The following is a 15,031-nucleotide window of genomic DNA, read 5'->3' as shown; positions in this document are numbered from 1 at the left end:
AATGCGCTATCTGCCCTTACCGAACAACACAACTTCTACCGTTCTGATGAGAATAAGAATATCCAAAAGCAAGCTCTGATGCTTTACGTAATACAAATCAAACTTCAATTTTTCCATTGAATCTTCAACGCTCGCTCCGTATGGATAATTGAGCTGTGCCCAACCCGCCAAACCAGGCTTAACGTTATGACGTTGATTGTAATACGGCACCTCTCGAACAAGTTGCTCTACAAACTCTGGACGCTCAGGACGAGGGCCGATGAAAGACATTTCACCCTTAAACACATTAAGCAATTGAGGTAATTCATCAACGCGGTATTTGCGAATAAAGTGACCAATTCGAGTTACTCGATCATCATTCTTACTCGCCCATTTAGCGCCATCTTTCTCCGCGTCGGGGCGCATACTGCGAAATTTAATTATTTTAAAAAGCTGTCCGTTCAAGCCAACACGCTCTTGTTTATAAAATACAGAAACACCGGTTCGCCGCCCGTCATCTAAGTAAATGATAATGGCTGTAGCGAGCATAATTGGCCAGACAAAGAAAAATATGATGAAGGCGAGAATTGCGTTAATAGAATAATCTAAGGCGTCGCGAAGATAGTTTTGACTCTTGAAACCATTTGAGTAGATAACCCAGCTCGGATACATGAGATTCACGACAATCTGTCCTGTTTCCCTTTCCATAAAGTCGAGAAGCTCGGTAACTTCAATGCCACGCAATCTGCAATCAAACAAGACTTCTACTGGTAACGTTCCTCGACGCTGATCACACGCGATAACGATTTCTTCAATCTCGTTATCAGCAATAAACTGTTGGAAATTTTCATCTACTTTTACATGAATGATTTTTTCTTTGTGAATTCCGTCTTCGCGATTGTCGCCAGGTATAGGGATGAATCCAACCAACTCGAAACCAATGCGATCAACATCACGGCGCATTCTTTTTTCAATAATGGAAGCACGCTCTCCTGCACCTAAAACGATAATTCTGACTTTTCCAAGTCCGAGTAGACCAAGACGATTTGTGAAATATCTGAAGACAACGAGCGTTATAATGATTGCGCTAACTGATGCAGGTAAGAAGTAGCTATCCATCAACAGTCGATCGAATAGAGCACGGCTGACTACTTCAACTAAAAAATAGCTCAAACCAACACTTACAAAAATTCGTCGAATTATTCCTCTAAATGTTTCGCGAAGTTTTGCTTCATAGAGTCCTACCGACAAGGAGCATAATAGAATCGCGACCGTTAATAGCCCGGTATTTACCAAGAGCTTTTCAATAGGAACTTGGGAGGATAGCCCAATTTGCGTCAATATAAAGTGAGTAATATACCCTATATAAGCAATAAGTAATGCTTCGGTTATAACTAATATATTTGAGCGTTTATTCTGATTTCGCTTATTTACTGCCACCCCTGGCCTCCCAAAACTACTTTATATTACCCATCATAAAGGGATTTATTCTAATAGACTAGAATTGATGTTGGCATTATAGTGTCAATTCCCGTAGGGTAAACAAAAAAGCACGCTAAAAATTAACCATACGAGTGTAGGATGATCTCTTATGTATCGCTTTAAGTCGTTCTGTTTTATTTCCACCGTAGCGTTAGCCACTACAATAATTGGATGTTCGAGTAACTCGACACTTCCACAGGCTACAACCCGCGCATCACTCACCACTGATGTGAATCAATATCAATATTTAATAGGTCCTGGTGACACATTAACTATCTTCGTGTGGAGGAACCCCGAAGTATCAGGCCAGTTTGTAGTTCGCCCAGACGGGAAAGTAACCACTTCCTTAGTTGAAGACATTGATGTGGCAGGTAAAACTCCGTCAATGCTTGCCCGTGAAATTGAAGAGCAGCTTTCTACATATATTAATAGCCCACGTGTTACGGTTAGTGTAAACAGCTTTTCTGGCCCACTCAGTGAACAAGTGCGCGTTATCGGGGAAGCAACTAACCCGAGTGCCGTTAATTACACTGAACATATGACGCTTCTTGACCTCATGATAGCTGTAGGTGGACTAACAGAGTTTGCCCATGGTAATGGCGCGAAATTAGTTCGCGTGGTCAATGGGCAACAGAAAACTTATACCCTAGATATTGATGATTTAATTCGCAGCGGAGATATATCAAAGAATGTTGATATTTTACCGGGCGACATTGTCATCATCCCGGAAGCATGGTTTTAGTTCTAAGCAGTTAACGGAACAATTTAATGCAGGATTTACAACAAACGCTTCTCCAGTTCCTGGATTTAGCTAAAGGGATATGGATAAAGAAACGCCATGTCATTATTATGTCGTGGCTTATATGCCCACTTGGCTTCCTAATGGTAGCCACCCTACCCGATGAGTATACCTCTAAGGCGCAAGTTTATGTGGATACTCGGTCAGTCCTTCAACCTTTACTTAAAGGTTTAGCGATTCAATCCGATCCCGATTCAGAAGTAAAAATGATGGCGCGCACTCTTCTTAGTCGCTCAAACGTTGAGACTATAGCAAGAGAAAGTGATTTAGATATCACCACAAATACGGTCAACGAATTTGAAGACTTGGTAACGCAGTTAGCCTATGAAATTCAGCTCAAGTCTGCGGGTCGCGATAATATTTACAATATATCTTACGAACATACGAATGCAGTAACCGCACAACGTGTTGTTCAAGAAACACTAGATTTATTTGTGGAAGGCTCCCTAGGCAACAATCGGAGAGATACCGACACAGCGGGACGTTTTTTGGAAGAGCAAATTGCGGAATATGAAGCCCGGTTATCAGAATCCGAGCAGCGGCTAGCTAACTTCAAAAGACAGTATAACAATATACTTCCCCTATCGGGCACATACTACTCGAGACTACAAACGCTTAATTCAGAGCTTGAAGCAACGGTACTTTCTATTCGCCAAACTAATGAACAAGTTGATTCTTTAAAATCTCAAATTAAAAATCAAGTTGCTTCAACAAACCTAGGAGTTACTAATCAGGAAGATAGCGTTCTCAAAACCCGGTACGACGACCGAATTAAGAACTTAGAAGAAGAGCTTGATAAGTTAAAGCTAAGATTTACTGATAAACACCCAGATGTGGTGGAAACTAAGCAATTATTGGAAAGCTTGGAAGCCTCAAGACAAAGAGAGGTTGACGCATTTCTCGCCGCTGCTGAGGGTGACATTCAGGGCCCGATGAATGAGTTAACTCAAGAAATCCGCCTAGAAATGAGCCGTCTTCAAAGTGAAATCGCTTCGTTAAGCGTTAAAGAGGCAGATTTAAAAACAAAAATTGCTGAGCTAGAGTCAAAAGTTGATCTTATTCCTCAAATAGAAGCTGAGTCTACGGCACTAAATCGTGATTATGACATTCTTAAGAAGAAATATGAGGAACTATTAGCACGACGTGAAGCTGCAGACCTGTCTCGTAGAGCAGAAGTATCGGCTGAAGAACTACAGTTTCGTATTATTGAGCCACCAATGGTGCCAAACAAGCCATCTGGACCTCACAGAATTATTCTTTATACCGTCGTTCTCATTCTTGGATTTGGTACAGGTATTGGTTTAGCTTTCCTTATAAGCCAACTTAGCCCGGTGCTTGTCAGACCTAAACAACTACTGAGACTTTCAGACTACCCAGTTTGGGGAACAGTGAGTCACTTAGAGTTTGAGCGAATAAACAAAAAGAATAATCGTAGGCTACTCGTTTTTCTCGCCTCCTCGGGTGCAATCGTTATGATATACGGTGTGCTTATTGCCGCTGAAATAATGAATATTAATATTGCAGAGAGGTTCTTTTAAATGAAAAATACAATTGAAAAAGCTCTGCAAAGACAAAAAGCTGAGCGAGAAAAGCAACAAAAAGAAAAGCAGGAAGAATCTCCACGCTTTGGGCATGATAGTGCAGTTGAAACGCAAGAATCAGAGTCGACGAAAAAGGTTTCGCGTGACGAGCCACTTCCAAACAAAGCAGAAGAAATTGAGCCACGTGAACCTCTACACGAATCTCCTCCGTTTAACCTAAACTTAAAAGAGCTTAGCGACAAGGGGCACATTTCGGTAATAGGTGAGCGTAAGCAAATTAATGAAGAGTATCGAGAAATTAAGCGTAAGCTAATCGCTAACGCCTTTGGCCCTCTATCAAAAACGCTCAATAATCCGAACATTATCATGGTTACCAGTAGCCGCCCTTCTGAAGGTAAGACTTTCACTGCAACTAACTTAGCGCTTAGCATTGCAGCAGAGCAAGATAAGACCGTATTGTTAGTCGACGCTGACGTTCTCAAACCAAATGTATTGAATACATTAGGTTTAGAGCGGAGAAGAGGATTGATGGAATATTTGACGGGAGATGTGGAAGATATTTCTGAGGTGCTTTACCCGACAAACATCGATAAGCTTAAAATTATTCCCGCAGGAAAATCACATCATTTATCTACAGAGATGCTCGCAAGTCAAAAAATGCACGAGACTGTAGATGAATTCGCCAATCGATACCCAGATCGTATTGTAATCTTTGATACACCTCCTCTTATTGGTATTAACGAAAGTGCGATTTTGGCAAACTTCGCAGGTCAAGCAGTAGTCGTGGTAGAGGAAGGGAAGACGAAGATTAACGATATCAAAATGTCGGTGGAGCGATTAAATCCCGAAATGGCTATCGGGTTCGTTGTGAATAAATCAATACACCACGATACTGATGGAAGTGGATATTATGGATATTATTATGCCGAGCGAGAAAATTAAAACACAAAGGCGGCAGCAATTGACGTTATGGGGTGCATTTTTAGGTACCTCTTTCTTTTGCACATCCGATGCGTTCGCAGAATTAAAAATTACTGGCAAAGCTGAGGCTGAATATATCTTTCAAGATGTAGACTCTGAGTCAGAGGGTCAACTTTCATTAGATACTTTTCAGGTAACACCAACTATCAATGCCAGTCTCGATACAAAGACATTTACTGGCTTTTGGACTGGCTCTATAACGCATTTAGAGCGCGATAAAGTTGACGATAGCCGCAATGATACCTTTGAAGAATACCTTTACAGTCTTGTTTGGCAACCACTTGACCGTTTTGTACAAATTGAGGCACAAGGAGCGCTAAATTATCAAAACACTAACGCCAATAATTATTTGGTATCAGACCTTTTAAACAACTCAGACTCCCTCTCGAAAACTCGTTCAAATCGAATTTCGGCGCTCACAAATATGGAGCAGGGGGATTGGATTAAAATTCAAGGTGGCATTGCTTATTCAGATGTCGCTTCTGAGCGCTCTACGCTCAACAGTGGTAACGCTCTAAACAATAACACAGTGGAACTTTTTGGTGGCGCTTCCAATGGCGATAATCCTCAGAGATTTATGTGGGAGATAAACGGTGCATATATAAACACTGATCGCGCACAAAATAACGATGATGAATTTATTACTCGAAATGGAAACGCTTTTGTAGAGGTTGCTGTTTTAAAGAATATCGGTGTCAGATTAGCGGCACAGCACGAAGCAAACCAAATTTCAAACCGTGACGACACAACAAGTAGCACACGTGAATTTAACTCATACGGAATAGGCTTGTCCTATCGGCAAAGCCAAGATAGGTATATTGCCATTACTGCTAACACCAGTGATTCTGATGTTGAAGAAAATGACGGCGAGACCTTTATAGGTTTAGATTTTAGCTGGGCATTGAGTCCTAGAACGAATTTATCGGGTTCCTACGGTAGACGCTTCTACGGCGAAGCTGCCTCGTTTGACGCAAGCTATAACTCTAAGTACTTGCGTACAAATTTTAATTACAGTGAGGACGTAACAAATACGTCTAGGCTTTTAGCCAATCCGCAAAACCTTGGTGTGTTCGTATGTCCTTCAGCAACTATCTCTATTGCTGACTGCTTTCAACCTAATAGTCTAAGTTATCAACCTGATGCAAGTGAACAACTTGTTCAATTAACGTCTCAAGTTATCGAGTTTGACGATAATATAATTGTTAGAAAAAGCTCTAATTTTCAAGCAGGCTATGATTTTTCTCGCATTACAGTGGCCTTAACGTCTCGCTATGCTGAAGATGATTACCTCGATTTAGATCGCCTTAGACGAACTTACTCCCTTGGAACAACTTTGGTCTATAAGCTAGGAAGCTACACTAATTTAAATGCGGAAGTTAACTACGCCAATATTACTCAAACTGCTGAGCAGGAAGATCTGGATGGAGAATCCGACAATTGGCGTGGCAGTGTTGCCCTTCAGCGCCAACTGGGACGATACATAACTGCAGTTGTCGATTTTACCTATGTAGACCAGTCTGGTGATATTAATGCGGGAGTAGGCTTGTTTGGCAATGATTTCTCAGATAGGCGCTTGTCACTTTCAATCATTTATAAGTACCAGTAAACAAGAAAGCGCCATAAAGGCGCTTTTTTTACAACTATTCTTTCTTATCATCACTCTTAAGCCGCACATACGTCTTAAACTTCTTCTTCATCAGTTTATCCACGTACTGCGTCATTTTCACTTTTTGTGAAATGGCGTCATCTAAGGCATCAACTAATTCAGCTAACATATCCAAGTAGTATTTGGTGTCGCGAATAACATTGCCTTTAGGTGTCATGATAGTTTGGTTTTCCGGGTGGTCAGCAAAGCCCATATGCTCCGTCACTTCCGCGCCCGTTTTATCAGGCTCGAACATCTCTGCTTTTACTTCTTCAATTACTTCGTTTACCGCGTCCGCGTCAAAGCTCTCTAGTTCTTCTAAAAAGCCATAGAGCATTACCCTATCCATTAGGGTATTAATTTTACGAGGGATACCGCGAGAGAACATGTGAATTCGTTCAAACGCCTCTTCACTGAATAACTGTGAGCCGTTCCATCCCGCGTGGTGCAATCGGTACTCAATGTATTCTTTGCACTCTTCCAATGAAAGCGGAGCGAGATGGCAAGACGCCACAATACGTTGCCTAAATTGCTCCATATTCGGTGCGCGCAGAATAGGCTGCAGTTCTTCTTGCCCCAGCAAAAAGCTTTGAATCAACGGTTTGCCGTTCAGCTGAAAGTTACTCAGCATTCTTAATTCTTCAATGGTCTCTAACGGAAGGTTTTGCGCTTCATCAACCAATAGTAAGGCGCGGCGACCCGCTTTGTTCAGATCGTATAAGAAAATTTCAAGCGCTTTTAAAATATCGGCTTTTGAGCGACCTTCCGTAGGGATATCAAATTTAGACGCGACCATTTTTACCAGTTCGTCTGGCGACAGCTTTGGCGTAACAATTTGAGCTGCCGCAATGTCGTCTTCAATTTCTTCAAGCAAGCTGTTTGCTACGGTGGTTTTCCCGGTTCCAATTCCGCCGGTAATAACAATGAACCCTTCAGCTTGAGAAAGTCCATACTGTAGATAAGACATGGCGCGTTTGTGCCATTTACTTGCGAAGAAAAATTCTGGATCTGGGGTTAACTGAAACGGTTTCGAGTTAAGTCCATAATAACTTTCGTACATGCAATTTACCGTTTTTCCATTAAAAATGTGCGTTCGAAAACATGAGTGCGAACACGTGAATTCGAAACAGCGCGCTTATTCTCGTATATATGGTAACCAACATCGCGCGATTATCGAAGTAATATATTCACGCCGAGTCTTAAGGGCTGGTTGATCCATGTTGTACAGCAAAGGTCAACAAGCACTAGTTAATTCTGCTAATATAAAGCTACGAAAAATTTCTATACATTGAATTACATTGGCACAAAGTATACCAGCCAACGCAGGCAATACCCACCAGGGAAGTACAAAAGCTACGTGGTATCTCTACTTAGTTGAAAATAAGCTTGGCCAACTCTACACAGGAATTACCACTAACCCCAAGCGCCGCATAGCGCAACACCGAGGAGAGTTAAAAGGGGGCGCCAAGGCCTTAAAAGGTAAGGCACCACTGACCTTTAAAGCCATATTCGAAATGACTGACAAGTCACATGCCTCAAAGCTTGAATATGAGGTAAAGAGAATGAGCCGCCCTCAAAAAAACGGGATTATTCGTAAAGGGCAACTCAATGAGCTAATGTGTATGAAAACCCAATTTGAAGATTAAGACGTTAGGTTCGTTATCCAGAAAAGAGTATTCCCCTACCCGCCTAAGACACCGTTAATGATCATGGCGTTTCCTATGCTAAGGGTAAACCCAAGTGCAGCTACACCAACGTTATGCTGTTGGTCGACTTCCTGCCGGAAATTCATGCCAAATAAAATAATTTTTTTGCTCGCTAGTACCAAAATATGAAGTGCGATTGCTAAGCCAACACTAACAATCAGCCAACCTGTTATATTGCTCACGTAGCCTGATGGGTTGTAAATGAGTAAATTCTTTGCTGCCGACACAATCATAGCAGTTCCAAGTAAATTACCAGTGTGCTCGATAGCGAGTGCTAACTGCCCCTTCTCTAGCGCCCCTTGAAATGAGTCGTTTTGATTATCTCTAGCATATCTAAACTCTAAAATACGCGTCATAACAAGCAACATGGTCAGAACTACGGTAAAGCCGGTCACAATAGCAATGATTGCGTTCATGTCGCTGCCATCAACCCACACCATAATATTGCGTAAAACAATTGCGCTTGCCACCAAACTAGCCGCATCAACCAGCGCCACACTCACACTCCTTTCGGCAATCATCGCATGCGTATCAACTTTATTAAGTACTAACTTATCGTGAGCGAAGCGTCCGAACTTCACCAATATAATGCCCACAATGCCGAAAGTTACCATTCCAATCGCCGCTTCTTTATAACCCACGCCAATATGACGGCCAACAACCGAGCTCAATACTATGCACAACGACAGCATGCCTCCCGCAATGCTTATCCCAAATGCGAAATTATCTTTAACACCCAGTTCTTCTGTTACCGAGTATTTCCTAAATGCGCCTGTCAGCCACTTCATAATCATTAGCAGTACTAACGCAATTGCGACATCCATAGCGAGATATATCAGCAGTTCTTGCGTTAGAGGTACTAGTTTTACTAAGGCTTCCACGTTATCTTTGCTCCTTGAACACACAAAGTTCTTCTGATTAGTTTTTGATGTAGTTTCGAAAAATCAGTGATGGCTAATTGAATAGCGTTCATCTAATACAAACTTGTACAACGATGACATCGAACTTGTTCAGATTTATTTTAGTTAGGGCTAAATGACCTGTAGATCACACCCTGGGTTAGCAGGCACTTAACCACATTGAATGCAGAGCTGCACGTTAGCGCACTTAGCAGACCTTGTTTTGAGTACTTGCAATGGCAATTGTGAGTATTCAACCGTAAAACACGAGCTATATCTCATAAGACGCGAGCATTATGCCAACAGACAACGAAAATAGCATGACAAACGTAGAACTTGCCGAAAAATTTTGGCAGCAGTTGTTAACAGCGCCAGCAATTAGCGAAAGTGACAGAGCCGTAATTGAGGCTCATTGTGAAAAACTAATGCTCTCCTTCACGCGCTCCTCTTTCTTGGCTGAGACATTGATTCAAAATCCTTCATTTGTTTCTCGCATCGTTGAGCATTATCAACCCCTTGAGAAAAGTGTGACGCTTCAATCTCTTGGCAATACCATGTCATCTAGCTATCTCGCAAGCCTAAACAATGAATTGCACACCGTTGCTAGCGAAGATGACTTACTGCAAGTGTTGAGGGAATTTAGAAATAAAGAGATGGCGCGGATTACTTTCCTCGACGTTTTGAACAAGCAACCCATCGAAATATCACTTATGCAGGTTTCAGCATTAGCTGATGTACTTATTAACGGTGCGTACCACTGGCTTTATCAACATTTAGCAGTGCGCTATGGAAAACCGCAAAGCCATAACCAAGACATGCACATGTATATCTTGGGTATGGGGAAATTAGGAGGAAAGGAACTCAACTTTTCTTCTGATATCGATTTAATTTTTACGTACCCAGAAAAAGGCGAAACCCAAGGTGGTCGAAAAAGCGTTGAGCATCAGCAGTTTTTTACCAAACTCGCGCAAAAACTAATCCAAGCATTGAACAAAGTGACTAATGACGGTCAAGTCTACCGCGTTGACATGCGTTTACGCCCCTTCGGCGATTCTGGCCCCCTTGTGATGCATTTCGCGGCACTTGAAGATTATTATCAAGACCAGGGTCGACACTGGGAGCGCTTTGCCATGGTAAAAGCGCGGGTGATTAACGATGATAACTCGCAAGATGTGAAATGGTTAAAGAGCATTTTGCACCCGTTTACCTTCCGTCGTTACTTAGATTTCACCACATTAGATGCCCTTCGTAACATGAAAAAGCTGATCGCCATAGAAATACGCAGGCGCAGACTGAGTAACAATATAAAACTCGGCGCAGGTGGCATTCGTGAGGTGGAGTTTTTTGCCCAAAGTTTTCAGCTTATTCACGGAGGACGAGAGCCAGCATTACAAAGTAAGTCATTACTTCGCACGTTAGACGCATTAACTGAACTCGATATAGTCGAACGCGATGTAACGCAACAGCTAAAAAGTGACTATTTATTCCTAAGAAAAGTAGAGCACACGCTTCAACAAGCTCAAGATCACCAGACTCAAACTCTTCCTGAGTTACCTTGGCAACAAGCTGCGCTTATTGAAGTCATGGGTTTTGATTCTTACAGTGAATTTTTAGTGCATTTAGATACTGTAATGGCGCGTATTCATGCCCATTTCAACGAGTTAGTAGAAGAGTCTCATGATACGCACTCAGAAGAAGACCAGCTGTTTACTGCCTGCCAAGATGCGTGGCGTATTTCATTGCAAGAGGATGAGTTTACTGAGACCTTCAGTGAATACCTGTCTGCTAGCGATATTAAAGGCATATATTCTATTCTCGTCGCCTTCAAGGATAAGCAACGCAATTATCGCATAGGCCAAAAAGGTGAAGACACGTTAAATAAGTTGCTTCCCGAAATTTTGTATGTGCTCATCAACCAACATCCAAACTACATCCCTCAGGTACTCGACCGTTTACTCGGTGTTATAGAAGCGATTACAGGCCGAACCACTTACCTTGACTTACTACTTGAAAATCCGGATGTGTTAAAACAGTTAGTAAGGCTATGTGAACGAAGCGACTGGATTGCTCAAGAAATTAAGCGCTTCCCATTACTATTAGACGAATTACTCACGCCGTTATACCTCGGTCAGCAAAATACCAATATCCATACCAGCAAGCAGGAATATCAGCTGGAACTGCGTGAAATCATGCTTCGTATTGAACAAGACGATGTTGAAATGCTTATGGATGGATGGAGGCAGTTCAAACTTTGCCAACAGCTTCGCATAGCCGCCAGCGACATCAGTGAATCACTACCTATAAACAACGTGAGCGATAAGCTTACGGTGCTAGCTGAAGTGATATTGGAGAACGTAGTAGATGCTGCGTGGATGCAAATGCAACAGCGTTATGGCGTTCCAGCACACCTAGAGGGAACTGACAAAGGATTTGCCGTGATCGGCTATGGAAAACTAGGCGGGTATGAATTAGGTTACGGCTCAGACTTAGATTTAGTGTTTTTGCATAATGCCCCTCGCGGCATAAGTACAGACGGTAAGAAGTCTATTGAAGCGCAACAGTTTTACATTAAGTTGGCGCAGCGCATCATGCATCTTCTCAATACGAAGACGTTGTTTGGGCAATTATACGAAACCGACCTGCGTCTACGCCCTTCTGGCAATGCGGGATTGTTATGTTGCCATATCGATGGTTTCGAGAAATACCAGACCGAAGAAGCATGGACTTGGGAACATCAAGCGCTGGTTCGTGCAAGAGCCATTTGCGGAGACCCACGCCTTTTGAATGACTTCACGCAGGTAAGAAACTCCATACTAACTCGCTCTAGAAACGCTAAAACGTTGGCTGACGATGTGTGCAAAATGCGTTTGAAAATGCGGGAGCACTTGCTTTCAAAGGACAACGATAAGGTAGACTTAAAGCAGTGTGTAGGTGGTATTACCGATATTGAGTTCATGGCTCAATATCTTGTACTCGCTAACGCAAAGTCACAGGCTGCCATGACAGAATATCCTGACAATCTTCGCATTTTTGACGCCGCAGCCAAGAGCAACATTATTGATGTCGCCACTGCGCACAAACTGCAAAAGGCATATTTAAAGCTGCGAGAGCAATACCACCATTTAACGTTAGCAGATACCAAGTACGCAGATCAGAGCGAAGAATTAGATGCCATACGAGAGCAAGTAACCATTCAGTGGAATACACTATTTGGAACGTGTAGCGGCCAGGCGATGAAGCTTAACCTCTAACCAAACGACAGTTGGTGGTGAGAAATTCTGTTTCTTGGGCAGTCACCACCAGCGAGCGTTGCTCTGCACATAAATAAGCTTTTACTTGCCCTTCAAAACTACTGTCTATGGCACTGGCGATTTTAGCAAGCGATCCTGCAACCGTGTTGTCCAATTGAAACTGGTGCTTAATAACAAAGTCTTGCTCCAGGTTCCATATCACCTGCATGCCTTCAGCTTGAGCGTATTGCGAAATAGCTTCGCGCAGTGTGTTCCCTTCCTGGAACGTGCGGTATTTATGTTCGCCGGTCCAATTCTTTTCAACCGGACGTGTTTGGCTAGACATTTGTGCAAGCTTGTTGTCTAAATTAGGATCAACGCCCGCAATATCCAGTACAAAATCTCCCTGCTCATCTTCTGCTGGGTCAGTAGCAGACATACGAAAGTCTCGATAGAACTCACTTAACCCACGTGATACAGACTTTTCTTCCGCTTGCCCTTGAGGAACAGGCTCTTGGTCCTGTGTTTGAAGCATGTAAATGAGTACGCCAGCAATGATAACAAGCACTGCTGCTATGCCAATTTGCTTTGCCCAAAACGATGAACTTGAATAACTTGCCTGTCCCATACCTTACCAATGTGTAGCCACTTTTAATCGAAAATCAGCTTATGCTATGTGAATGAACTTAAGCATAATTCTTCTATTTTAGTCTACCTTCGAACGGAAAGCCTATTATTCTATTTATCTAATTTTCATCGCTAGGTATTTATTCATACACAGCTATAGTGATTTATACAGCGATTCAGGGTTACCTTCCGGTCTGGTTTTAAATCGCTTGTGCATCCACAAATAGCTTTCTGGCTGTTCTTTAACCGCAGCGTCTACATGTTGATTCAGTAATGTTAGTGCTTCAGCGTCTTCCATATCGCCTAACTGAGAAAGCGGTGGATAGATTTTAATTTTGTAACCGCGTTTGGTGTATTGCGACGTGATGATCATTGGCTCAGAGTGACTACGTCGAATAAACATCAGCGTTGCTGTAGTTGTCGCGGTATCTTTCACCCCACCAAATGGCACAAAGATACTTTGTTTCGGGCCATAATCCTGGTCGGGCAAATACAAACAAAGTTCTTTATCGTCAAGAGCAGCAAGTAAGGCTTTTGCGTTGCGCTTATCAATCATGTATTTGTTCGAGCGGTTTCGCCCATGATACTGAAGGTAATCAACGAGAGGGTTGTTGTGTTTGCGATAAAACGCGATGCTTGGACGGAAGAAGCCAATACCTCTACAGGCAAATTCCAGATTCATATTGTGGAGTGCCATACCAAAGACACCTTTCCCATTTGCAAGAGCCGCTTCAACATGCTCAGTGCCTTCAATCACAATGGCTCGTTTTACGCGCCAGCTAGGCCACCACCATCCCATAGCAGTTTCAAATAGTGCCATGCCTGTACGCCGTACATTTTCTTTGTAAAGCGCCTCTACTTCACTGGCGGAAAGTGTAGGGTTCCAGAGCGTCAAATTACGCTTTGCGACTTTTGCCCGTTTAGGAACAATTAATGCGATAAGTTTACCGGTACCGCCACCGATAGCGCGTATCACGGGTAAAGGCAACCATGTAATTGTATAAAGAACGAAAACACCTAACCATACAGGCCAAAACTTAGGGCCTAAAAATGCTAGTTTAAATTTAGGAGCTTTAATTGCCGTCGCCAATGTCTGTATCCTTTGAAACGAAGTGGGCGGCATTGTAGCAGAAGGTTTTTGGTGGGGCTAATTTAGACAGACAGCCCACAGTGCTCTTGCGATTAATAGAAGCACTTAAGCAGAGAGAGCCCACACTTGCTCTCTCTGCTTAAGAAACATATTGCTTGTTATCAATACAAACTGAAATCAGGTCACTAATATTCTTTATCGATTTGCTTCAACTTTTTCTCAAACGATTCATATTGCTCTTTTGAGTCATAGTCAAAATGGTATTGATTGTGAAAGCCGAACTGCAGCTTCACATTAACGTCTTCAATGTAAAGCGTATAGCCATCGTGATCTGTAAACGCAGTGATCCCATTAAGCTTATACTGTTCATTTTCTTTCGCGCCATGCTGGCGGATCTTGTCGAAAACCTGAAGTAAGAACTTGCTGTCTAATTCGTTTTTCATTGTAAATCCATTGTTGAGAATTTATCTATTTTTACACCACCAAACGATATTTGGATTCAAACCTAATAGAGGTCAGTTGAAGTTATACCTAAAGCCGATATTAAACATATTTGTCGAAAAACTATCTTCACCCGACATATGGGTATATTCAATGCGTACCATTGATCTAAGACCTACATAATAGTCATAGCCTAAACCTACAATTCCAGCTGCCAGACTGTTTTGTTGACTACATACGATTGAGGCGTCTCCATCTCCACACTGCATTGCAATATCGACATCCACCTTAGCAACCCCGACTTTATAAAATAACTCGCCAGTAGCCCCGCTAGCTTTACCGAGTAAAGATAAATATAGTGCGTCTCCTGTGGCTTCGCCGTAATCATTCGAAAAATCGAAAAGGTTCAAATAACCTAACTCTGCATACCACTGCTTATGTATTTGTTTTCCAAAAGCTGCACTATAAGCAAATTCTTTGTCGTTAACGCCAGACGTGTCAAAATCATTGTAGGCTATTGTGACTAATCCATAGTTTTTTGGTGCAGCATAGGCCTGAGAAAACCCTAAGAATACAACACCAACTATCCATACAAACCGCTTCATTCAATC

13 protein-coding genes are annotated in these 15,031 nt (G+C 42.3%); 6 read left to right on the top strand and 7 right to left on the bottom strand.

Annotation, left to right across the window (positions count from 1 at the left end; genetic code table 11):
• Positions 1–6 precede the first annotated feature (6 nt).
• The gene (locus tag MHN09_RS03805; protein ID WP_239239203.1) at positions 7–1,419 is read right to left on the bottom strand and encodes a TIGR03013 family XrtA/PEP-CTERM system glycosyltransferase; all 1,413 of its coding nucleotides are present in this window, start codon (positions 1,417–1,419) and stop codon (positions 7–9) included.
• Between the two features lie 151 nt (positions 1,420–1,570).
• On the opposite strand from MHN09_RS03805, the gene MHN09_RS03800 reads away from it, so the two are divergent.
• From MHN09_RS03800 to MHN09_RS03785, 4 genes are read left to right on the top strand one after another with little or no spacing between them, the layout of a single operon-like run.
• Positions 1,571–2,203 carry an XrtA/PEP-CTERM system exopolysaccharide export protein gene (locus MHN09_RS03800; RefSeq protein WP_239239201.1) on the top strand — a complete coding sequence of 211 codons (633 nt, stop codon included), beginning with the start codon at positions 1,571–1,573 and terminating at the stop codon, positions 2,201–2,203.
• A 26-nt stretch (positions 2,204–2,229) separates the two neighbouring features.
• A complete protein-coding gene (locus MHN09_RS03795; protein ID WP_239239199.1) occupies positions 2,230–3,798 on the top strand; it encodes an XrtA system polysaccharide chain length determinant in 1,569 nt (522 codons plus the stop codon).
• Positions 3,799–4,743 (top strand): XrtA-associated tyrosine autokinase, encoded by a 945-nt coding sequence (locus MHN09_RS03790; protein WP_239239197.1) that lies wholly within the window; start codon positions 3,799–3,801, stop codon positions 4,741–4,743.
• Positions 4,712–6,388 carry a TIGR03016 family PEP-CTERM system-associated outer membrane protein gene (locus MHN09_RS03785; RefSeq protein WP_239239195.1) on the top strand — a complete coding sequence of 559 codons (1,677 nt, stop codon included), beginning with the start codon at positions 4,712–4,714 and terminating at the stop codon, positions 6,386–6,388. Before MHN09_RS03790 ends, MHN09_RS03785 begins: the two co-directional genes overlap by 32 nt.
• A 34-nt stretch (positions 6,389–6,422) precedes the next feature.
• Here MHN09_RS03785 and MHN09_RS03780 read toward each other — a convergent pair whose 3' ends face one another.
• The gene (locus MHN09_RS03780) at positions 6,423–7,487 is read right to left on the bottom strand and encodes an XrtA/PEP-CTERM system-associated ATPase (RefSeq protein WP_239239193.1); all 1,065 of its coding nucleotides are present in this window, start codon (positions 7,485–7,487) and stop codon (positions 6,423–6,425) included.
• A 238-nt stretch (positions 7,488–7,725) separates the two neighbouring features.
• Between MHN09_RS03780 and MHN09_RS03775 the strand changes: the two genes are divergently transcribed.
• On the top strand, positions 7,726–8,073 hold the full coding sequence (locus MHN09_RS03775) for a GIY-YIG nuclease family protein (protein ID WP_014977101.1): 348 nt from the start codon (positions 7,726–7,728) through the stop codon (positions 8,071–8,073).
• A gap of 35 nt (positions 8,074–8,108) precedes the next feature.
• Here the strand turns inward: MHN09_RS03775 and MHN09_RS03770 are convergent, their stop codons facing one another.
• Positions 8,109–9,014 (bottom strand): DUF350 domain-containing protein, encoded by a 906-nt coding sequence (locus MHN09_RS03770; RefSeq protein WP_014950251.1) that lies wholly within the window; start codon positions 9,012–9,014, stop codon positions 8,109–8,111.
• Between the two features lie 314 nt (positions 9,015–9,328).
• Here MHN09_RS03770 and glnE point away from each other — a divergent pair, with 314 nt between their 5' ends.
• A complete protein-coding gene (glnE, locus tag MHN09_RS03765) occupies positions 9,329–12,283 on the top strand; it encodes a bifunctional [glutamate--ammonia ligase]-adenylyl-L-tyrosine phosphorylase/[glutamate--ammonia-ligase] adenylyltransferase (protein ID WP_239239191.1) in 2,955 nt (984 codons plus the stop codon).
• Here glnE and MHN09_RS03760 read toward each other — a convergent pair.
• The 4 genes from MHN09_RS03760 to MHN09_RS03745 all read right to left on the bottom strand — a co-directional run bounded on the left by MHN09_RS03760 (position 12,273) and on the right by MHN09_RS03745 (position 15,025).
• Positions 12,273–12,890 carry a TcpQ domain-containing protein gene (locus MHN09_RS03760; RefSeq protein ID WP_239239189.1) on the bottom strand — a complete coding sequence of 206 codons (618 nt, stop codon included), beginning with the start codon at positions 12,888–12,890 and terminating at the stop codon, positions 12,273–12,275. The two genes, glnE and MHN09_RS03760, sit on opposite strands and share 11 nt — an antisense overlap.
• A gap of 153 nt (positions 12,891–13,043) precedes the next feature.
• The gene (gene lpxL / locus MHN09_RS03755; RefSeq protein ID WP_239239186.1) at positions 13,044–13,979 is read right to left on the bottom strand and encodes an LpxL/LpxP family Kdo(2)-lipid IV(A) lauroyl/palmitoleoyl acyltransferase; all 936 of its coding nucleotides are present in this window, start codon (positions 13,977–13,979) and stop codon (positions 13,044–13,046) included.
• A 185-nt stretch (positions 13,980–14,164) separates the two neighbouring features.
• Positions 14,165–14,422 carry a DUF3081 domain-containing protein gene (locus MHN09_RS03750; protein ID WP_014999118.1) on the bottom strand — a complete coding sequence of 86 codons (258 nt, stop codon included), beginning with the start codon at positions 14,420–14,422 and terminating at the stop codon, positions 14,165–14,167.
• Positions 14,423–14,494: 72 nt separating this feature from the next.
• Positions 14,495–15,025 (bottom strand): hypothetical protein, encoded by a 531-nt coding sequence (locus MHN09_RS03745; protein WP_110288337.1) that lies wholly within the window; start codon positions 15,023–15,025, stop codon positions 14,495–14,497.
• Between the last annotated feature and the right edge of the window lie 6 nt (positions 15,026–15,031).

Origin of the sequence: Alteromonas sp. MmMcT2-5 (genome assembly GCF_022348315.1) — a bacterium.
Classification (GTDB): domain Bacteria; phylum Pseudomonadota; class Gammaproteobacteria; order Enterobacterales; family Alteromonadaceae; genus Alteromonas; species Alteromonas macleodii.
The sequence above is the reverse complement of the archived record's forward strand: the minus strand, read 5'-3'. Positions and strand labels throughout refer to the sequence as shown.